Here is a 20,680-nt window from a genome sequence, read left to right as displayed (position 1 = left end):
TATGGTCGACGACATCTCGGCGCATCTCCAATGAGGCGACAGGAACACTCGCTCTTTGGACTGGCCCCAATGTCTACCCCTGGTACGATCAGGACCCAAACGCGACTTTGGGAGTCACTACCGTCGCATCCACGTTGCGCCAACGCCTGCCTGATGCGGCTAGAATCGCGGGCCAAGCCCCTGCAGTTCCGCCATTGAAGAGCCCGCTTCGCCGGGCGACGGCTGGTTGATCGGCATCAGTACCGCCATCGGTTCAGAACCCGGTTCATTTTCAGCTGCTTTGACGCCCACCTAGACCGCCACTCCCGTCACCGAGCGAGCGGGAACAACCCTCGCACTGACGATAATGGCATCGACAACCGCTGTGGTACCAGGCTCGCTCGTGCCGGCTGCTTTCATGTACTTTTGCTGGAAATCCAGCAAAATCCAGCCCCCCAGGAACATCCCCATAGACCGCCCAGCAACGCGAAACGCGACATCGCCCGGCATATCGGAGAATTTGGCGTAACCTGTGAGCGGACTTTCGCTAGCTCGCTTGTAGTCAGCATCCCAGTCGTAACTTCGATCGAACCGAATTGCCCCAACGCTGATCTTGGGCCCGCCGGACGCAAAGCACATGAGCAAATTTACACCGAAAATCAGGTCGGCCTCCGCATGTCCGCGGGCAACCATTTCTGCCGCCGCCTCTTGAGCAAGCTCATCGGCAGCGTCTGCTATCCACTGGTGTTCCGCACGCTTGTACGGGCGCCCGAACTGCCGCCTTACCTCATGAACATCCTGCAGCGCAGCCATTGCACAACCCCTTGGCACTCCTGTCATCCATCCACTCGATCAGCAGGGCAGTCCAGGGCTGGATGATGGGTCTTCGCCGCCGCCTTTGCTGCGGCCCAACGGGCTTGATACGTATACAGAAGCCGCCCGAAGCGGTCAGACCTGCGGTGAACCCTGCGCTTCAGCCATTGACGACACCGCCTCGGCGGGCGGCGGTCGGTCCATCGGCATCACGTCCGCCATCGGCTCGGTAAAGGGCTCAGGCTCCGGCCCAGCCATCGACCCACCAAAACCCTGCGCCTCCCCCGGCCCCGCCTGCAGCGCCTGCACGATCTCCCCAACCACGCCCTGCAGCTCGACGATCGCCTGCGCCATACCCGCAAGCGCCGGGTCAGGCTGCGGCTCAGCCGCCTGCTCCCTCGCCCCACGCGCCAGCATCTGCGCGACCTGCGCAGCTTCCAGCGCGAGCTCGGCCTTGCCGGCTTCAGCCTGCTTGCGGCGGGCTTCGGCCTGCTTGGCCACCAGCTCCGCCTCCAACCTCGCCATTTCCATCTGCCGGGCCGCCTCTTGCCCGGGGTCGGGCGGTGGCGGCGTCATCGCTTGCGGCGCCGGCTTGCCCGCCTTCTGCGCCTTCAGCGCGCGGATCTCGGGTGGCAGCACGGTTTCCAGGCGCTCGCCGATCTCGTCGGCGAGATGCCAGTCCTGAGCTTTGGCGACGAGGTCGAGGATCAGCGGCGCGGTCTGCGGCGCCGCCTGGATGAAGGCCGTCATGCCGTCGCGGACCTCCTCGCGCTTGGTCGCATAGCTCGGCCCCATCTGCAGCGCGACATCATAGGCCCCGGTCGTCACATCGTTCGAGAGCCGCGGCGTCATGCCGTCGGCCGCGACGCCGCCGAGCTGGTTGATCCGGATCTCCTGCGTCTTGCCATCCTCACCGATGATCCGCAGCACGCGGGCCGTGTCGTAGATCTTGGGTATCAGGTCGACCAGGATCTTGCCGGTATGGCGGATCGCGCGGGCCCAGTTGTCGATATAGACGTAAGTGCCCGTGTCGCCCTCGCGCTGGCGCGCCAGGATCGCCCTGCCGCTGGTCTCGTTGGAGCGCGCGCCGAGCGAAGAATTGTAGATGCCGATGACCGACTGCATGTCGCGCGCCGCCCGCTCGATGCCCTCGGCAATGCCCTGCGACGACACCGCCGGCTGCACGCGCTGCGGCGGGATGCTGCCATTGGCGCCATCGGGCGTATAGGGCAGATAGGCGTGGTTGCGGCGGTTCGCCGTCTCCCAGACATCCTGGTACTGCTCAAAATTCTTCTCGGTGCCGATGAAGGGCGCCTTGGGCTGCAGCGCCGTCACCTCGGTCTGCGCCGAAGACAGGTAATTGTAGCTGCGCTGCGGGTCCTTTGCGAAACGCACCACGCCATGGCGCATGATGCGCCGGCCGATGCGGACCTCCTCGCCGATCACCGGGACGATCGGGATATGCGAGCCCGGCCAGAGCTCCGGCCCCTCGACCACCTCATGGGCGGTGACGAGCGAGCGATGGAGCCTGTAAGACTCGCGCTTCTCGACGCGAACGCCACTCGCCTTCAAGGCCTCGGCGCGGGCCACGTCCCCGGAGACATCCTCGATCGCGCCGTCGTCGAGCAGCGCCAGCGTCTTCCTGACCGGCGTCTTGCACCAGTATTCGCCGACGCGGATCGTATCAGTTGCGATCCAGTCGCCGCGCGTCGCACCTCCCGCCCCTGACGGCGCGAAATCGGTGATCGTTGCGTCGGGGTAAAGCGCCTTGAATTTTTCGCGCGACATGTCGAAGGGCACGAGGCATTTCACCGCGTCCTCGCGCGTCGGCAGCACGGCGTCGATATCGAACATCACGCCGAGCGCATCCTCGATCGGCGCGATGCGGATTTCCTGGTTGAAGGTGCTCTCGCCGGCATATTCTGTCTTCACGCGCCAGGCGCCGATGCCGCAGGTGACCTGGCTGTCGGCGCCTTGAAAATAGACGCCGGGCGCATCGGAGCGGTTCTCGATATAGCGGATCACGCCCGCGAGCGCGTCGGCCTTCTCCTCGTCGCCATGGTCGTCTACCGGGATGACCTTGATCGCCGGCCGCATCTGCCGCATGTCGCCGGTGACCTGGCGGACATATTGCGGGATCTGGTTGATGGTCTGGACCGGACGGCCTTCCTCGATGCGCGCGGCCTCGATCTCGGGAGGCCACTGGTTGCCGGCGCGGAACTCGAGATCGTCATAGCCGGCCTCGATATTGGCCCGCTCGCGCTCCATCCAGTCGTCATAGACCTTTAGCGCATCGCGCACGATTTTGGCCTTGTCGTCGGCTGCCGTCAGCTCGGCGCCCTTGTCGTCGATGGCCATCGCGTCGCCGTCTTGCTGATCACTGTCCCGGCCGATCCCGGCCTCATTCCTGGCTGTCATGTTCATGCTGCCATCCATCCGCCGGGCTTGCCGGCGAGCCTGAGCTTGCGCTCGCGTTTCGCCATCCGCGGCTCCTCGTAGACGACGCAGGCGAGCCCAAAAGCGTCGGCCGCGTGCGAGGCCCAGTCATGTTCGGGGCCGAGATCGATATCGCGCGCCTCGTGCTTGCGGGCGTGATAGGCGCCGAGCGCCTCGAGCCCGGCCGTGGTCGTCGCCTCGTTGATCCAGATCACCGGAAACAGGCGCCGTGCCGCCTCGATGCGCTGCATCGCTGCCCCCTTGCCCTGGTTCGGCACGACGGTGACCTCGAAGCCGGCTTCCCTGAGCGCGCTTTCGTAGGAGACGTCGTAGACCTTGTCGTTGCTCGCCCCGTCATGGGGCAGGATGCAGAGCGCGCTGCCGTAACCATTCGCGCGCAGCCAGGTGACATGGCTGGCGAGCGGCTGGCCCTGCGCCTCGTAATAGTTCAGCACGCGGATTTCGCGGCCGACGAATTGCATGATCCAGATGGCGCAGGCATCGGCCTTGGCGCCGGTGCCGCCAATGTCCCAGATCGCGCGGATCGTCATCAGCGGGTCGGGGCCGACCGCGCCGAGCCTGCCCTGGCTGCGCATCTCGGCGAGCTGCGTCGCGTAATAGGCTCCGACCGAGATGCTGGCATAGCCGCCCTCCCAGATATGGTCGTATTGCTCGGCATTGTCGCGGCGGCAGTCCTGCCGTTCCCGTTCAAGCACGCTCGGAAACCATGGGTTGTGCCTCCAATTGGCCTGGACGACGACGGCGCCGGTCGGCGGGCTCGCGCCGCGCAACAGTTGGTCGATCGGGTCCTGGCGCCGGCGCGGGTTCCAGCCGCACCAGATCTCGGAGTCTTCCGCACGGAGCGTCGGGCGCAGCAGGCTCAGCGACCGGGCCGAGATCGTCTGCGCCTCCTCGATCCAGGCGCGCTTAAAACCTTCCAGCGATTTGATCGATTCCGCCGTGTGGTCCTGCATGCCCTGGAAGATGATGGCGCCGTCGCCCGGCGTCTGGATCGTGTCGCGAAAGATTTTGAAGCCCTCGGCCGGCCCGAGCCCGAATTCCGCGAGTTTGGTCTCGATCAGGCGTTTTGCGCTCTGTTTCAGCGTCTTCTGCACCTCGCGGATGCAGACTGAAAGCAGCCCGCGCTCGCGCAAGCTGTCCTCGACCAGCAGGCCGGCGAAGAAATGCGATTTGCCGGAGCCGCGCCCGCCATGGGCGCCCTTGTAGCGCGCCGGCTCCAGCAGCGGGGCAAAGACCCTAGCTGTCGGAATCTCCAGTTGGGTCGACGATGACACGGCGAATGGCCTCGATGCGGGCGCCCTCCGCGCCGGGGGCAGCGGCGGGCGGCGGCTTGTCGCTGTATTTCTGCGGCTGGAGCCTTGCGGCCATCCATTTGCGGGTTTCGATCTGCAGCTTGCGCTGGTCGGCGCTCTTGACGGCCTCAGAGCCTGCCTTGCCGGCCTTCACCGCCTCGGCCTCGGCCGGCATGTCGGAAATCTCGAGGATCTCGTCGAACAGCGTATCGGCCCGGAACTCGCGCGCCCTGGCATATTGCCCGCGAAAACCCTCATGGGCCTCCAGCCAGCGGAAGACCGTGCCGGTTGCCGGCATGCCGGCCTCCGCGCAGATCGCGCGCAGGCTCTGGCCATCGGCAATGCGCTCGCAGATCAGGTCCGCAAGCTTTTGGGTGAACAGGCAGGAGCGCGCCATCGCAGCGGGTCCGGACATGAAAAACCCCGCTCGGGGCGCGGGGCGGGAGCCTTACGAGCCGGCTGGCGGCGCGAGCGCCTGCGTGGATATTCACATGGCGTTGTTGTCGAGCGGCCTGGCCAAGAGTGAATATATGTCTGTGCGCCACTTTGCTGTGGATGCCGTAGAGAGATACTCGACTCGTACTTGAGTGACGTAAGAGGATGCCTTGTCGCAGATTGCGGTAGGGGAACGATATGGGATTTAGATACGAAGACCTCGATGAGGAAACTCGACGGTTTATGGTCGAGGAAATCGAGATGGATATCGCGACCGATAAGATTTACCGCAGCTCGCATCTCGGCCAGCGGGCACAAGGGAGTTGGCCCGACTACATAACCGAAGCAGCACGATCGGGTTCGGACGTTTCATTGGCGCGACAATTGCGCGTACCGGGCACTTTGAATCAGACAACGCAGCGGAAACTTGCCACGGGTAGGATCATTCCCGCCAAAGTCCCCCATAACGCTGCAGAAGTTCTGGCCGAAAGCGAGTTCAATCGGTACTTTGCACGTGGGCTCAGCCGCAGAGCGATTGAAAGCGGAATCCCCCGCCTACAAGTCTATCGCGCGAAAGAGGTGGCGAGTCCCCGCCGCGAGTCCGAGGAGAAGATCGGCCTTCTAGTTGAGCCAGGGACCTTGTTAATCGACTTGCGTGGCAGCAATGGCGTCGAGCCTGCGCTCGGCATCCCACCCGGTCCTGGCTCCGGCATCAGCGTAAGAATTCCCAAGAATTAACGTGCTATCGCCGGCCAGCGAGTAGTCGAACGCGAAATCATCGAACTCCATCCGGTAAATCTGCGGTTCCCCTGCAAACGCGAAGCCATAGCGCCGACCGAGCGAAGACAAATCGCGCAAGAAGGCATCAATCTCCGACATTGGACTCTCCAGCAGGAAGAACATCGGCGGGCCCTTCAATCGGACCGAGCAGCTCGTCGAGCGCAACTTGGCAAAGAGGATTGAATCAAAAGCGCCCGGCCATCTCTGGCCCGGGCGCAAATCACCACCTTGAATAAAGGCATAGCATGCACAAAAAACGCATGTAAACCCCCTATGTGCGATTTTTGTGTATAGCCTTCGACCTGAGCCAACGGAGCGCTGCCGGGCGCCTCCACTCACGCCGGCGGCGTGGCGTAGCCGCGCCTGGCCATGCAGTCGTCATAGACCGCCTTCACGGCGTCGCTCCGGCGGGCGGTCGCCTGGTCTGCGCCGGCGCCCCTCGCCCCACTGACCGGTTTCGCCGCCGCCGTGTTGGATTCGCGGATGCAGGCGGCGGCGTCCCTGTTCGCCAGCGCCTCGAGCGTCGCATTGCCGGCGCCCGGCCGGACAGCGGTGCGCTGCGGCCCCGGCGAAGCGTCGCTCGCGGCCTGGCACCCGGCGAGTGCGAGCGAGACGATGATTGCGGCATGGCGAAGCATGAAACCCTTCCTCCTGCGCCGGTCAGAGCATAGGCCGCAGAGGCTTTCAACCGGCGCCCTGGTTCGCTGGCCTCGTCATCCCTGCGGCTGCGCGCGCTATTGCGGCGGGCGCGTCTCCGAGAAGCGCGCGGATGGCCTGCGCGGCCCGAAAGGAGCCCGCGGTAGGAATGATCGATCGGATCGATCGAAACAAGACAAACAACATGTTGGATTGCTTTAATGAAAAAGCCCAGACACGGCGCATCGAACTGCCAGGTGCCGCCATGACGCTGCAAATCCACGATCAAACGAGCTCAACCGGCCGGATCCCCGGCAGCCTGAAGCGCCTTGGACCTGGCCTTCTGCTCTGCCTGGCCGTGTCGGGGGCTGCTCTCGCCGTCGAGCATCTGGAGACCGCCTTCTTCCAGCGCGCCTGGCTCGAGGCGCTCGTCCTGGCCATTCTCTTGGGAACCCTGGTCCGGTCGCTCTGGAGCCCCGCCAGAAGCTGGCGCGCCGGCATCTCGTTCTCGGCGAAGACGCTGCTGGAGGTCGCGGTCGTGCTGCTCGGGGCTTCGCTGAGCGCCGCCACGATCGCCACCGCCGGCGCACCGCTTCTGCTTGGCATCGCCGCCGTGGTCTTCGTCGCGATCGGGCTGAGCTACGGCATCGGCCGCCTGCTCGGACTGCCGCAGCGCATGGCCATCCTCGTCGCCTGCGGCAATTCGATCTGCGGAAATTCAGCCATCGCGGCCACCGCGCCGGTCATCGGCGCCGATGGCGAGGATGTCGCCGCCTCGATTGCGTTTACCGCGGTGCTCGGGGTCGCCGTCGTGCTGTGCCTGCCGCTCCTGATCCCGGCGCTCGGCCTCAGCGTCCACCAGTTCGGAATCCTGTCGGGCCTGACGGTCTATGCCGTGCCCCAGGTCATTGCGGCGACGGCGCCAGCCGGCCAGGCGGCAATCCAGATCGGGACCCTGGTCAAGCTGGTGCGCGTGCTGATGCTCGGCCCCGTCATCCTCGTACTCTCGCTGCTGTCTGGCCGGCTGCGCGCGGAAACGGACGCGCCGGCACCTCACGTGACGGCTGGCGATCGCCCTGCCCCGCACAGGATCGCGCCGCATCATATCGTGCCCTGGTTCATCCTCGGCTTCCTGGTGCTGGCGGCGCTGCGCTCGGCCGGGCTGATTCCGGCGGTCCTGCTTGCGCCACTCGCCACCATCGCGAACCTGCTAACCATTGTCTCGATGGCGGCGCTCGGGCTCGGCGTAGACATCCGCTCCGTCGCCAGGGCCGGCCCCCGCGTCGCAGCCGCCGTCATCCTCTCGCTGCTGGCGCTCGCGGCGATCTCGCTTGGCCTCATCCACCTGATCGGGGTGCCGTGAGGCGCCGGTTCTCGGGCCCCGACCATGGAAAGGACTGCCCCATGACCAGCCTCAGCCGCCGCGACATGGCCCTGATGACAGCCGCGCTCGCGCTTTCGCTCGCCACCCCCGCCCGTGCCGCCGCCGCGTTCGGCAAGGCCGAGGGCGTCGCGGTGCAGGTCGAATCCGGGCTGCTTCCAGCCTGGAAGGAGCAGGCCGCGAAGGACGCCGACATGATCTTCAGCGGCTCCGAGGTGATGATGTCGGATTTCATCGAAGCCCTGCCGGATATCGACGCCGCCACCGTGCAGCCGCTTTATCTGCGCCCGTCGGCGATCCTGGTGCGGCCCGGCAATCCCAGGGGGATCGGCGGCGTCAGGGACCTGCTCACCCCCGGGCACCGCATCCTCGTCGTCAACGGCGCCGGCCAGCAGGGGCTGTTGGAGGATGTCGCCGGCCGGCTCGGACGCATCGCCGATGTCAGGGCCCTCCGGGCGAATATCGCCCGCGTCGCGAAGAACAGCGCCGACGCCAGGACATCCTGGAGTGACGACGCCTCGCTCGACGCCTGGCTGATCTGGTCGATCTGGCAGGTGGCGAACCCGGCGCTGGCCGATATCGTCGCGGTCGAACGGGAGCTGCGCATCTCCCGCGACACCGGCATCGCGCTGACGAAGCGCGGACAAGCGCGCCCCGAAACCAGGCGCTTCGCCGCGTTTCTTGCCTCGACCGAGGGCGAACGCATCTTCTCCAGATGGGGCTGGATGCAGGCGTAGATCACGCTGCGTTTGGATGAAATCGCCCAAACGCAGAAAACGTGATCGGCTCTCATAGTCTGGAGCATGCTCGATGCGAAAAACCGTTGCCACTTTTTCGCGGCATACTCCGGGGCGCCAGGGCCGAGCGTCGGACAGCGTTCCCCAGGGATCTGCAACCTGCCAACCCGCACCACAGCCCGGGCGCCGCCCGAGTCAAGCCGGGCCCAGGCGCTCCGCGCGTTTTCGCTACCTGGCTCATCGCCCGCTGCAGGCATTCCGGCAAGATCTGCGCGGTGCCCGGCCTCGACCCAACCGAGGCATTCGAAGGCATCTGGCGACCGGAGCTGGCCCCTTGCTGACATCTAGAGTGTCTGCTTCCGGGCAGTTCGCTGAGGCCCGCGATCGAGCTGCCGATGCTGTCCTTATCTGCCGTTCGGAATGACGGTTTATGGCCGGCGCCGGGATCCAAATCCAGCCGCAGCCTGCGCCGTACCAACATCTCCAAACCCCGCCCGCCAGGGCGCGGAAGGAAGCGAGCTGGGTTGGCCGGCGGCGCGGAGGCGAGCGATGGCAAAATCCGTGAAGGCTCTGATCACGGGCCGCATGTACCGCACTGATGGATAGACCAGGAAAGCTCCTGCCGACTTGATGCTGTAGCCGGGCAGCAAGCGAACCAGACGCCCTGCGACGGAGGCGGACCTCAGTCACGGCCGCCCGACACCCGATAGGGCTCGTCACCAGGGCCCTCCCGCTGACGGGCTCGCCCCATCGCCAATAGACAAGTTCATTGCCGAATCGTTGGCCGCAATGGCTTACTCTGGGTCATCCGCATCAATCCGGACTATGGGGCTGACTATCTCTATGCTTGCCGACCTGACTGTCCCGACGCCGAGCCCGTCGCCCCTTCGCTGCGCTTTGACACGCTCCACCGCTCTCGTCGCGGTCTCGTCTCTCGTCTTGATGCTGGCGGCCGGGCCCGGCTGGGCCGACGGTGGCGCTGGTGGGATCGGTGGTGCGGGCGGCACGGACTCTCTTACCAGCGCCGGCGGAGCTGGCGGCGACAATAATAGTGGCCAAGGTGGCGGTGGCGGTGGCGGTGGGGCCGGCCTGACGACCGGTGGCTCAGGCGGCAGTTCGGCCTTCGGCGGCGCTGGTGGCGGCGGCGGCACCCATGGGTATCTTGGCCCCGGCCTGGTAAGCTCAAGCTGGGGCGTCCATGGCGGGCAAGGTCAGGCTTCGCCCTGGATCCACGGCGGCGGCGGTGGCGGCGGCGCGGGCGGCACAGCCGCAATCGTCACCGGCAGCGGGACGTGGACCCAATCGAACACCGGCACTCTCATAGGCGGCAATGGCGGTGCGGGTGGTCGGTCCACGAATGGGTACGGCGGTGCTGGAGGCAGCGGCGGTGCCGCGCTCTACTTCACATCCACCGGCGCCAAAACCATTTTCATTGGCTCCTCTGCCGTGGTGACCGGAGGCAATGGCGGGATTGGCGGCCTTGGGGGAACGGCTAATGGCTCGCACGGCGTGGGCGGCGCCGCCATCGTCGGCAGCAATCTGTCCATCATCCTTGGCTCCAATTCTAATGTTAGTGGCGGCCTCAATGGTTCCGGCACCGTGCGCGCCAACGCTATCACCTTCACCGGCGGCACAAACGCTCTGACCCTGAACAGCTCAACGACGTTGAGAGGCGATATCGAACTCGCGGGCTCGCTTGTCCTCGACAGCCCCACCGACGTCACCCTATCCAGCGCCATCAAGGGCTCAGGCAGTGTCTCCAAGGTCGGCACGTCCGTACTCACGCTGACCGGCGCCAACACCTATACCGGCGGCACGACGGTCGAGGCCGGCACGTTGCGATGGGACAGATTTAGTCGCGGCCCCGTCCAATCCACGGCCTATACCGTGAACGGCGGCACGCTCGATCTCGGCGGCCATGGCCTGACAGCCTCCTCGTTCTCCGGCACGGGGGGCACTGTCGCCCTGGGCAGCGGCAGGCTGACCGTCGACCAGTCGATCAACACCAGCTACGCGGGCGTCATCTCAGGCACCGGTGACCTGATGAAGACCGGCAGCGGCACGCTGACGCTCTCGGGCGCCCACACCTACTCAGGCGGAACCGGGGTCTACGGCGGCAGGCTGGAGGTAAACGGCTCGCTCGCCAATGCGGTGATCGTGTCAGGCGGGGAGCTTGGAGGCACCGGCACGGTCGGCCAGACCATCATCAGCGGCGGCACGCTCGCGCCCGGCAACCCGATCGGCACGCTCAACGTCAACGGCGTCCTGAGGCTCGGCTCGCGCTCGACCTATGCGGTGGAAGTCTCGTCATCTGACGCAAGCCGGGTCAATGTTTCCGCCTCGGCCCATCTCGACGGCGGCAAGGTCAACGCGCGCTTCGCTCCCGGCACCTATGTCTCGAAGCAGTACACCATCCTCCAGTCGAGCGGCGGTATCTATGGCCAATTCGTCAGCCAGACCAACACTAACCTGCCCGCCGGCTTCAAGGCGGCCCTGAGCTATGGCTCTCAAAACGTCTATCTCAATCTGACGTTGGCCATGGCGCCACCACCCGGCACCAGCTTCACTTCCAACCAAAGTGGCGTCGCCAACGCAGTCGAGAGCTATTTTGACAGCAACGGCAGTATCCCGCTGGAACTCGGCGGCCTGACGCCTGAGGGGCTGACGCACGCGTCGGGCGAGCCGGCGACCGGAACGCAGACCGCCACGAATGGCGCGATGACCCAGTTCATGGGCACGCTGGTCGATGCCTCGCCCGAAGGCCGCGGCGTCTCGATCGCGCCCGCGCCCGGCAGCTTCGCCTCCTATGCCGCCTATGGCTCCGGCAAGGCCGCCGCTAGCAAGGACACCGACCTGCCGACGCGCAAGCTCGCGCTGACCGCCGATCCCGATGCCTGGCGCTGGAGCGTCTGGGGCAGCGGCTTCGGCGGCGCCCAGTTCACCGGCGCCGATGCGAGCGCCGGCACCGCCGCCAACACCAACCGCGTCTATGGCGCCGCCGTCGGCGCCGACTACAAGCTGACGCCCTCGACCATCGCCGGCTTCGCGCTGGCCGGCGGCGCCACCAGCTTCAACACCTATGGGCTCGGCTCCGGCAAATCCGACCTGTTCCAGGCCGGCCTTTTCCTGCGCCAGCATTTCGGGCAGGGCTATCTCTCGGCTGCTCTGGCCTATGGCTGGCAGGACGTCACCACCGATCGCAGCGTCGGCGGCGATCGTCTCGAGGCCAAGTTCGACGTCAACAGCTGGTCGGGCCGGCTCGAGGCCGGACATCGCTTCGCGCTCGGCCCCACGGCGCTGACCCCTTACGCCGCGGCGCAGTTCACCATGATCGCGCTGCCGAACTATGCCGAGACGGCGCCGGCCGGCACCAGCCTCTTCGCGCTGTCCTACGCGTCCCGCGACGTCACCTCGACGCGCAGCGAGCTCGGCCTGCGGGCGGATGCCAGCTTCAGCCTCGTCGGGCTACCGTTGGCGCTGCGCGGCGCGCTCGCCTGGGTCCACAACTTCGATACCGCCACCACCGCCATCGCCAGCTTCCAATCGCTGCCGGGCGCGACCTTCCTGGTCAGCGGCGCGGCGCTCGACCGCAACGCCCTGCGCACCAGCGCCACCGCCGAGCTCGACCTCAGGAACGGCCTCTCCATCGCCGCCACCTTCGACGGCGAGTTCGGCGAGAACAGCAGGAGCCTCGGCGGCAAGGGCGCGATCCGATACAGGTGGTAAGCGGGGCCGCAGGACCAGACCGGAAAGCGGAAATTCCAGCCCGCCAGGGACGGGACGCCGGCCGTCATGCACGGCGCTCCGTAGGTCTGTTTTTTCGGCAATCAGCCAATGTCCGCTTCTGGCGCACTTCAGTCCCGCCCCTCGAAGGCTTTCAAGATTCCGCTGAACGGAGCATGCACCTCAGCGTAGCTGGCCCTGGGGTGTTGTAGAGGTCACGTTCCATCAAGCTTGCGGCACCGCATTCAATGCGGGTCCGACGTTCCGTGTCAGGACGGAATGGATCTGCGCGATGACGGCGGCACCTTCGCCAACGGCGGCGGCGACCCGCTTGGTCGAGCCGGCACGCACGTCTCCGACGGCAAAGATGCCTGGGCAACTGGTTTCGAGCGGCAGCCGCCCGCCGTCACCGGCGCGCTCCCCCGTGAGGACGAAGCCCGTTCCGTCGAGCGCCACACAGCCGTCGAGCCAGTGCGTATTGGGATCGGCACCGATGAACAGGAAGAGGTGGCGCGACGTGCACTCCCGGATCGCACCAGTCCGGCTGTCCCGAAACGTCGTCCCGGTCAGGCCTGTCGCCCGGTCGCCGTGCAAATCGGCAATCTCGCTGCCCACATGCAGCTCGACATTGGGCAACGCCGCGATTCGATCGATCAGGTACCGGGACATGGTCTGCTCAAGGGGGCGGCGCACCACCAAGTGCAGATGCCTGACCTGCGGTGCGAGATAGGCAACCGCCTGGCCCGCGGAGTTTCCTCCGCCGACGAGGACGACGTCCTCGCCGGCACAAAGTCGCGCCTCGACGGGCGATGCCCAGTAGGAAACGCCGGCCCCCTCCAGCTCGTCGATATTGGGAATGTCGGGCTGCCGGTAGCGCGCTCCCGAAGCGATCACGATGGTGCGCGACCGCGCAGTGCCACCGTTGCTGAGCTCGAGGGTGAACGGGGCTTCCGCACCCGCTCCGTTACAGCGGAGCAATTCGACGGTCAGCGGAATGGCGAGCTCGGCGCCGAACTTCGCCGCCTGATTGAAGGCCCGCCCCGCGAGGGCCTGTCCGGAGATGCCGGTCGGAAAGCCGAGATAGTTTTCGATCCGGGCGGATGCGCCCGCCTGGCCGCCGAAGGCGCGGCTGTCCAGGACCAGGACAGACAACCCTTCGGATGCGCCATAGACGGCAGTGGCAAGCCCGGCCGGCCCGGCCCCGATGACCGCCACGTCATGGACAATCTTCGGATCGAGATCAGGTGTGATGCCGAGACAGGACGCGGCATCCGCATTGCTCGGGCTTCTGAGCAATGTGCCGTTCGGGCAGATCATCAGCGGCAGATCTTCGGGGGCGACGCCGAGCCGTTCGACCAGTTCGCGACCCTCTGCCTCGCATGCGGCAATGACCGTGTGAGGGTAGCCGTTGCGGGTGAGAAACCCCGACAACCCGACGATGTCGGGATCATCCCGGCGTCCGATCAGGATCGACCCTGCGCCGCCGGTCTGCCCCTCCTCGATCAGCATGACGCGCCGGAGGATAAAGGCGCGCATGATCGTTTCACCGACATCCGCCGATCCAATGACAAGCGCACGGAGATGCGGCGCATCAAAGGGTATCGCGACCGCGCCAGTGTCACCCGCCACGACCGACATGAGGGATGGACGACCCGAGAGCTGATTGGTCTCGCCGGTGAACTGACCGGGACCGTAGGTGGTGACCACCGACGACTGGCCGGCTGCGCTACGCCGGATCGCGTCAGCCGAGCCATCGAGGATCAGCCAAGAGGGGGCGTTGCGGGCGCCGATTTCATAGACGACGTCACGAGGGTCGAAGCGGCGCGGTGCACCGCTCGCGAAGCGACGCGCCGTCGCGATCTGAAGGGCGGACAGTGTCGGAAAAATCTGCTCTCGCCGAGCCTCGCCGATTGCCATGGGGTGACCTCCGTATCGGGCCTTTGCCACTTCTCGTGCGCGACACCATCCGACCAGATTAGGAGCTTGACCGCAATCACGCGGGCGCGAGCTGAGGCGCCTTCGGAAACGTTGACGGAAAGGGAATTTGCTCAGCTACGAAGTATCATGAGGCGCCTCTCAGAGGGCGGCCCGCGCGCGCTGAAACTCGCGAAATACTATGCAGGCAAGGATCGGCGAAGCGCGCCAAGGTCCGCTTTCCGGCAGAAGGCCAGAGTCCGCTCTTGGGGCGATGAAGACACCTGGGCAGCGCTCCATGAACACCCACTTTCCACCCAGGTCAGCCGGTCAGCTCAGGCGGCTGTTTCGCGGCGGCGGCGCGCCAAGAACAGGCCTTCGTCCCGCTCCAGAATCCGGCATTCCAGCCAACCAGCGCCCCGCGAAGCGGACGTCCCAGACGTCAGCCATGGGGCTGCAGCCCTCGGTCGCTGATCGGCACGGCGCCGGGACGGCGCGCCGGGCAACGCCCGCGAAAGGGAAAAGCCGATAAAAGGAAAGGCTTCTTACAGATGGTGCTGGAACTGGTTTAACGCCGGAACCGAGCGTGCGAACGCGAAAGGTGTTTCCGTCAGGGTGGCTTCGGAGCCGGACGCGTCAGACGGGAGGCGAAGAGCGGCCTGCCCCTGCCCTGCCCGGGGGCGGCGCTGGTTCGCTGTCTCGTGACCCCTGTCGTGGCTCTCGCTCCTGGGGGCCGGCGAGCGCGAGCCATGATCGGCAGCTTGCGGGTTCAGGACCCTCGCGGCGGGAGCGCCGCGCCGCTCAGCGCTGCGTCAGCCTTGTGATCGTTGCCGCGGGAACCCCGGGGAAGTTGTTGGCCAGGAGATAACGCGGGCTGGACTGCACCCATTTGTCGAGGTCGATCTCCTCGAATTTGCCATTGTCCCAGGTCTGCACGATCTCGAGATCGTCGTCGCCGACATTCTTGACCGCGTGCCCGAAGCCCTGCGGGATATAGGCGACGTCGCCCGGTTTGAACTCGGCCACCTTGCCGCGCCCGCCCGAGCCGAAGAGCGCCACCTGGCCCTTGCCGCGCAGGTAGTAGTGCCACTCGTTCGCGTTCACGTTCCAGTGCAGCTTGCGCATGGCGCCCGGCTTGATGGTCATCACGCCGCCGGACATGGCCTTCGAGACGGGCCATTCGTCGACCGTCGCAAGACGGAAGGTGCCACCGTCGAAGTCGCGCACCGCCCGGTTGTCGTGCAGCAGGGCGAACTTATGCGTCGAATCCTTCGGCCAGGGAGCATCGAGCGCCTCCGACGCCGGCAGCACGGCGCCCGCCTGGATATAGGTCTCGCCCTTGGGAAAGGCGTCGAACGCATCCTTCGGCACGCCGAAATTGAGCGCCAGAAAATCCTTGGGCGTCACGTCGATCCAGTCCGTGATCGAGAAGGTGCCGTGCTCGGAAAAGGCGCCATTGTCGAAGGACAGGATGAAGTGGCAGGGCTTGTCGCCGATGGTCTGGATCGCGTGGCCATGGCCCTTCGGGAAGAACCAGAGGTCGCCCGGCCCGAAATTATTGATCTCGCTCGCTCCCGACGGGTCGAGAACCACCGTCTGGCAGCGGCCATCGATGACATAGGCCCATTCGGCGGCGATCGCGTGCCAGTGCAGCTCGCGCGAGGCGCCGGGCTCGAGGAACATGTGCACGCCGGCAATCCCCTTGCTGATCGGGAACTGGTGGACGGTTGCCTCCTTCGCCCAGCCACCGGACGTCACCTTGGGCGTGTTGCCGTCGAGCGAGAAGCGGAAATCGGGCATCTCGCTGATGTCCTTGGGATCGTGATAGGCGACCTTGTCGCCCGGAGGCAGCTCGACGGCCTGCCGCCCATATCCTCCATCCCCCGCTTTGAACGACGTCAGGCGAGCCTGCGCCTCCGCAGCGATCGTTGTCGTCAGGAGCCCTCCCGCAGCGGTCGCTGCGAGCATCTGTCGACGTGAAATGGAATCCATGACGTCTCTCCTGTGGTTCCAGCGGGCTGTCCGCCGGCCGGCCTGTTCCCCCCCGTTTCCGCGCCGTTCCGCGCCCCGAAATTCTATCATGCCGGCGGCTTCCGGCATCATCTCTCCGGATGATGCGGGCTCATCCAGGCCGGCCGGGAGCGGCCCGGCACAGGGGCCTCGGACGCCGGTGCGGGCCTCTGCGTCACGGCCATGGCCCAGCCAAGCCGCGGCGGCGCGGCAGGATCGCGGGCGGCGGATGAAGACGATGCGGCGCTGGTCGGGGGCGGTGGCCATGCGATGCCCTGGCATTGGCAGGATTGCCTGATGTTCATGCTGCCGAGCCGGGGAACCATCACGTTCAGGTGAGCGCTAGCCCAGTCGCTCCCGATTGATGAATTCGCGGCCTGACGCATCAACTCAGCCGCAGCCGAAGCTGATCCCCGCGGCACGTGCCCTCGCCTGCTGGCGCCTGTGCCGGTCTCCGTCGCACTCGCATCAGGTTCGGAGATTGCCGTCAGGGGCGAAACAGATTCTCCGCCATGAAGGTGACGAGCGCCTGAATTTTTGGGGAGAGCTGGCGGCTGGAGGGCCACAGGATGCGGAACTCACCGATATCCTCGACATGCTCGGCCAGGACGGAAACGAGTTTTCCCTCGGCGATCTGCTTCCCCACCGTGAAGAGCGGCAGGCAGGCCACGCCGAGCCCGGCCTCGGCCATGCTGATCAGGGGCTCCAGCGTGCTGGCCATGGATGAGATCGGCAGATCGAGTTTTGCCGCATCCGCGTCGTCGCGCAACGGCCAGCGCTCCAGCTTGCCGGATGAGGGATATTTGTGGTGCAGGCAGGTATGCGCCGACAGGTCCTGCGGCTTTAGCGGGGTGCCGAAGCGGGCGAAATAGTCGCTCGATCCAACGATGCGATGCGAGAATTTGCCGAGCGTCCGCATCATCAGGCGGCTATCGCTGATCTCGCCCGTGCGCACCACCACGTCAAACCCCTCCTCGATCACATCGACCAGGCGATCGGTGAAATCGAGGTCGATCGTGACCTCCGGAAAGGCCTGCATGAACTTTGTGATCGTCGGCATGAAGAGCATGCCGGCGAGCGGCAGGCTGACCCGAAGCCTGCCGCGGGGGGCCGCCATGCTCTGCGACAGCTCCTGCTCCGCCGCCTCCAGCTCACCAAAGATCCGCCGGCAGCGCTCCAGGAACATGGCGCCCTCGGCCGTGATCGCGATGCTGCGGGTGTTGCGGTGAAAGAGACGGACGCCGAGGCGCTTCTCCAGACGGGCGATCGTCTTGCCGATGGCCGAGGCCGACACGCCCAGCGCCTCTCCGGCGCGGACGAAGCTGCGCGTCTCGGCGGTGACGACGAACGCATTCAACGCACCGATGGTCTCCACGATCGCCGCCTCCATTGCGGACATCGATGTCCGTTATCTCCGGAGGCATAGCCCATTTTTTCCGCTCTGTGTCGCCGTCTATCTCGGGCGTCGGCGGGATAGTCCGCCGGCCCTTCCCGATCGGAGATCCCATGACCGATACCCCAAAGGCCGAATTCGCCATCGCTCCGCAGCCCACCGTCTTCGTCGTCAACGTCATCCACGCGCATCCCGGCAAGCAGGAGGAGGCCTTCAGGATCATCCAGGATGTCGTGCACTATGTCGCAGAGCGAAAGGAGGGGTTCCTCTGGAGCAACCTGTCGAAGAGCACGGACGGCAAGACCGTCGTGAACATCGAGGCGATCCGCGACGAGAACAATGTCGGCGAATTCTTTTCCGATCCGGTCTTCGCCGAAAAATTCAAGCAGCTGGACACCGTCTCGAAGAGCGAATTTCACATCTACAGGGTTTCCGACCTTGTGCTTCCCGGTCAGCCCGTTGGCTAAAATGACCGGGGCTCTTCCGATCAGGGCTCCCTGGTCGGAAGATGTTCACCCGCGACGGAGCATTGAAAGCCGAGATCGGTGAATGGAGACCGGCGCATCGCGCATGGGAGACTTCAGGCGGGGTTGCAGAGTTGCGAGACCGGAACGCGGAAGCGCCCGCTCATTCCTGGCGCGGGCGCAAATCACCCGCGCCGGTCCAACGTCCTGGGCCTCGTCGCCGGCGGTTATCTTGTGCGGGTCGGCAGCCACGCCCGCGCTCTGCCGGCAGCAAAGGAGAGACCAGCGCCCATTCATCCTGCGCCAAACCGATCCGCTCGCCCAAGGCTTCCGCCAGGACGACGCGTTGAATCGACATGTCAGCCGTGCGTCAAGACGCGCCGTTATTGCCTTGGGCAGGCAGCCCACGTTCAATGCCGGGGTCTGGGCAGCGCATGGCTGCACCGTCGGATTTGACTGGGAAAGCGCATGACTCTCAGCTTCGTCAAGATGCATGCCAACGGTGATGACTTTGTCGTCGTCGATGCACGCACGAGCCCCAATCCGGTTGATGCCGATATCGCGAGATTCCTTGGCGACCGGAACCGCGGCGTCGGCTTCAACCAACTGGCGGTGGTGCTTCCCTGCGACGATGCCGCCGCGCGTCTCATCTTCTGGAATCCAGACGGCACGACCTTGGGTGCGTGTGGCAGTGCAACGCGCGGCGTCGCTCACCTGATGATGAAGGAGGCCGCGAGCCAGGAAACGACCTTGCGCACCGAGCGAGGCGTGTTGCGCTGCCTGTCGACACAGGACGGGCCTATCAGCGTCGATATGGGCGCACCTCAGCTCGATTGGCGCGACATTCCCCTCGCCGAGCCTTGCGACACATTGCGGTTGCCGCTCGATGGCGAGCCTGCCGCTTGCAGCATGGGCAATCCGCACTGCACGTTTTTCGTTGATGATCTCTCGGCGATCGACCCTTGGTCGGCAGGGCCGCAGATCGAACACCACCCTCTGTTTCCTGAAAAAACCAACGTCCATTTCGTTCAAGTGCTGGACCGGAAGCGCATAAGGCTGCGCATTTGGGAGCGAGGCGGAGGCGTGCCGGCGGGATCAGGATCTTGCTCGTGCGGCGCGGCCGTGGCGGCCATCCGCCGTGGACTTGTCGACGAGGAAGTCGAGGTCATCTGTGATGGTGGAAGCGTGGGTGTTTCCTGGAAGGCTGGAAGCGGCGTGTGGCTGACGGGCAGGGTCGCGACCGTTTTCCGTGGCGAAATCGCGCTCCCAGGCAAATCCATGCATCGTCAGGACGGCAGCTTTGTCGACAAGGCCTAGCTCAGGCTGCGTTCGGGCGAGATCGTCCGAACGCAGAAAACCTGCTCGACTCCGATAGTTTAGAGCGTCTTCGTCGAAACAGGACGCAAGGCACGTTTGATCGCCTGACCGGTCGCCGGTTTTTTCGTATGCTCCTTCAGCCGGGCGGTCGCCTCCCCGGCTGCAGCGCTGCCCGGAATCTGCCGCCCCAAGCGAGGTTGCCCGATGACCCGTGCCGAGTTCGCCGCTCTTCGCCAGGCCTGCGGGTTGAGCCAGGACGACCTTGCCCTGGAGTTCGGCCTGAGCCCGGAAGCCGTGCAGGAGATCGAGACGGGGGCCGATGGGGAGGAGGTCAACACCCTTCACGCCCTGGCGATGGAACGCGTTTCGCTCCAATGCGCCGTCTGCAGGGAAAACCCCACGGTGGCGGCCGCCTCGGTGCGCTCCGACGCGCTCGACCTCGCCTGGATGATCCGGGGCTGAACCGCGAAAGCGCCCGGCCATCGCTGGTCCGGGCGCAGCTCGCCGCCGCCATGATCCTGTCGGGTCGCTCGCCTCGCTCGCGGCGGGACTGCAGGCTCTGTTTCCCGATCCGTTGACGCTCATCGCTTCGTAACTTATAAGTTACGAATGTTCGAAGTCCGCCAGACCAGGATCTTCTCCAGCTGGCTCGGGGCCTTGCGCGACACCAACACTCAGCTGCGAATTGCGACGCGCATCCAACGGATGGAGGACGGCAATTTTGGCGACGTCAAGCCGGTCGGCGAAGGCGTCAGCGAAATGCGGATCAGCTATGGGCCGGGGTACCGCGTCTATTTCATCCAGCAGGGCAGGACGATCGTTGTCCTGCTGTGCGGCGGCGACAAGAGCAGCCAATCGGCGGATATCGCCAAGGCAAAGCGCATGGCACAGGAGGCCTGAGACATGCCCCTAGAAACGACCCGCTTCGACATCCAGGAGCATCTCAAGACCCCTGAGCAGCAGCTCGCCTATATCGAGGCCGCCCTCGAGGAGGATGACCCCGCGTTTCTTGCCAAGGCCCTTGGCGAGGTCGCGAGGGCGCGCGGCATGACCCAGGTGGCGAAGGATGCGGGCGTGACGCGCGAAGCCCTGTATCGCGCGCTCAGCGAGAAGGGAGACCCTCGCCTTTCAACCCTGATGGGCGTGATGAAGGCGCTCGGGTTGAAGCTGCGGGTTGCAGCGTGAACGGAACCGGCAAGGCCGGCGCGATGCCGGCTTGCCCCGTAAACCTGTCGGGGATGGTTGTGGGCTGAAGCAGACGCCAGCGGGACGCGTCTGCGAGGGGCGGCAGCATCCTCGTTGTACCTGAAACGAAGAAGCGCCCGGCCATCGCTGGTCCGGGCGCTATC

At 65.6% G+C, this 20,680-nt stretch carries 18 protein-coding genes; 9 read left to right on the top strand and 9 right to left on the bottom strand.

Annotated elements, in window-relative coordinates:
* Nucleotides 1–291 precede the first annotated feature (291 nt).
* The 6 genes from AB4118_RS28110 to AB4118_RS28085 all read right to left on the bottom strand — a co-directional run bounded on the left by AB4118_RS28110 (nt 292) and on the right by AB4118_RS28085 (nt 6,394).
* A complete protein-coding gene (locus tag AB4118_RS28110) occupies nt 292–792 on the bottom strand; it encodes a hypothetical protein (protein ID WP_441492842.1) in 501 nt (166 codons plus the stop codon).
* 135 nt (nt 793–927) lie between these two features.
* Nucleotides 928–3,216, bottom strand: a complete 2,289-nt coding sequence (locus AB4118_RS28105; RefSeq protein ID WP_441492841.1) for a portal protein — start codon at nt 3,214–3,216, stop codon at nt 928–930.
* Entirely contained in the window at nt 3,213–4,523 is a 1,311-nt protein-coding gene (locus tag AB4118_RS28100; RefSeq protein WP_441492840.1) for a PBSX family phage terminase large subunit, read from the bottom strand. The genes AB4118_RS28105 and AB4118_RS28100 overlap by 4 nt, the downstream gene beginning before the upstream one ends.
* The gene (locus AB4118_RS28095) at nt 4,486–4,956 is read right to left on the bottom strand and encodes a terminase small subunit-like protein (protein WP_441492839.1); all 471 of its coding nucleotides are present in this window, start codon (nt 4,954–4,956) and stop codon (nt 4,486–4,488) included. The genes AB4118_RS28100 and AB4118_RS28095 overlap by 38 nt, the downstream gene beginning before the upstream one ends.
* Nucleotides 4,957–5,618: 662 nt before the next feature.
* Entirely contained in the window at nt 5,619–5,855 is a 237-nt protein-coding gene (locus AB4118_RS28090; RefSeq protein ID WP_441492838.1) for a hypothetical protein, read from the bottom strand.
* A 236-nt stretch (nt 5,856–6,091) separates the two neighbouring features.
* Nucleotides 6,092–6,394 (bottom strand): hypothetical protein, encoded by a 303-nt coding sequence (locus AB4118_RS28085; RefSeq protein ID WP_441492837.1) that lies wholly within the window; start codon nt 6,392–6,394, stop codon nt 6,092–6,094.
* 263 nt (nt 6,395–6,657) lie between these two features.
* Here AB4118_RS28085 and AB4118_RS28080 point away from each other — a divergent pair, with 263 nt between their 5' ends.
* The 3 genes from AB4118_RS28080 to AB4118_RS28070 all read left to right on the top strand — a co-directional run bounded on the left by AB4118_RS28080 (nt 6,658) and on the right by AB4118_RS28070 (nt 12,236).
* The gene (locus tag AB4118_RS28080; protein ID WP_441492836.1) at nt 6,658–7,755 is read left to right on the top strand and encodes a YeiH family protein; all 1,098 of its coding nucleotides are present in this window, start codon (nt 6,658–6,660) and stop codon (nt 7,753–7,755) included.
* A gap of 41 nt (nt 7,756–7,796) precedes the next feature.
* The gene (locus AB4118_RS28075) at nt 7,797–8,510 is read left to right on the top strand and encodes a substrate-binding domain-containing protein (protein WP_441492835.1); all 714 of its coding nucleotides are present in this window, start codon (nt 7,797–7,799) and stop codon (nt 8,508–8,510) included.
* A gap of 897 nt (nt 8,511–9,407) precedes the next feature.
* Nucleotides 9,408–12,236: an autotransporter outer membrane beta-barrel domain-containing protein gene (locus AB4118_RS28070; RefSeq protein ID WP_441492834.1), complete on the top strand. Its 2,829-nt coding sequence runs from the start codon at nt 9,408–9,410 to the stop codon at nt 12,234–12,236.
* Nucleotides 12,237–12,458: 222 nt separating this feature from the next.
* Here the strand turns inward: AB4118_RS28070 and AB4118_RS28065 are convergent, their stop codons facing one another.
* Nucleotides 12,459–14,150 carry an FAD-dependent oxidoreductase gene (locus AB4118_RS28065; RefSeq protein ID WP_441492833.1) on the bottom strand — a complete coding sequence of 564 codons (1,692 nt, stop codon included), beginning with the start codon at nt 14,148–14,150 and terminating at the stop codon, nt 12,459–12,461.
* Nucleotides 14,151–14,948: 798 nt separating this feature from the next.
* The gene (locus tag AB4118_RS28060; protein WP_441492832.1) at nt 14,949–16,139 is read right to left on the bottom strand and encodes a cupin domain-containing protein; all 1,191 of its coding nucleotides are present in this window, start codon (nt 16,137–16,139) and stop codon (nt 14,949–14,951) included.
* Between the two features lie 201 nt (nt 16,140–16,340).
* On the opposite strand from AB4118_RS28060, the gene AB4118_RS28055 reads away from it, so the two are divergent.
* Entirely contained in the window at nt 16,341–16,496 is a 156-nt protein-coding gene (locus AB4118_RS28055; RefSeq protein ID WP_441492831.1) for a hypothetical protein, read from the top strand.
* A 148-nt stretch (nt 16,497–16,644) separates the two neighbouring features.
* Here AB4118_RS28055 and AB4118_RS28050 read toward each other — a convergent pair whose 3' ends face one another.
* Nucleotides 16,645–17,532, bottom strand: coding sequence for a LysR family transcriptional regulator (locus AB4118_RS28050; protein ID WP_441492872.1), 888 nt, complete (start codon nt 17,530–17,532; stop codon nt 16,645–16,647).
* A 131-nt stretch (nt 17,533–17,663) separates the two neighbouring features.
* Between AB4118_RS28050 and AB4118_RS28045 the strand changes: the two genes are divergently transcribed.
* The 5 genes from AB4118_RS28045 (at nt 17,664) to AB4118_RS28025 (ending at nt 20,516) form a co-directional block, all read left to right on the top strand.
* Complete coding sequence (locus AB4118_RS28045) at nt 17,664–18,017, top strand: antibiotic biosynthesis monooxygenase (protein WP_441492830.1); 354 nt, start codon at nt 17,664–17,666, stop codon at nt 18,015–18,017.
* Nucleotides 18,018–18,482: 465 nt separating this feature from the next.
* Nucleotides 18,483–19,331: a diaminopimelate epimerase gene (dapF, locus tag AB4118_RS28040; RefSeq protein ID WP_441492829.1), complete on the top strand. Its 849-nt coding sequence runs from the start codon at nt 18,483–18,485 to the stop codon at nt 19,329–19,331.
* A 204-nt stretch (nt 19,332–19,535) separates the two neighbouring features.
* A complete protein-coding gene (locus AB4118_RS28035; RefSeq protein ID WP_441492828.1) occupies nt 19,536–19,793 on the top strand; it encodes a helix-turn-helix domain-containing protein in 258 nt (85 codons plus the stop codon).
* 147 nt (nt 19,794–19,940) lie between these two features.
* On the top strand, nt 19,941–20,231 hold the full coding sequence (locus tag AB4118_RS28030) for a type II toxin-antitoxin system RelE/ParE family toxin (RefSeq protein WP_441492827.1): 291 nt from the start codon (nt 19,941–19,943) through the stop codon (nt 20,229–20,231).
* A gap of 3 nt (nt 20,232–20,234) precedes the next feature.
* Nucleotides 20,235–20,516, top strand: coding sequence for an addiction module antidote protein (locus tag AB4118_RS28025; protein ID WP_441492826.1), 282 nt, complete (start codon nt 20,235–20,237; stop codon nt 20,514–20,516).
* Nucleotides 20,517–20,680: the final 164 nt, after the last annotated feature.

The sequence above is a fragment of the Allobosea sp. 2RAB26 genome, from assembly GCF_052115465.1.
In the GTDB taxonomy this organism is placed as follows: domain Bacteria; phylum Pseudomonadota; class Alphaproteobacteria; order Rhizobiales; family Beijerinckiaceae; genus Allobosea.
This window is presented reverse-complemented; position numbering and strand designations above follow the sequence as displayed.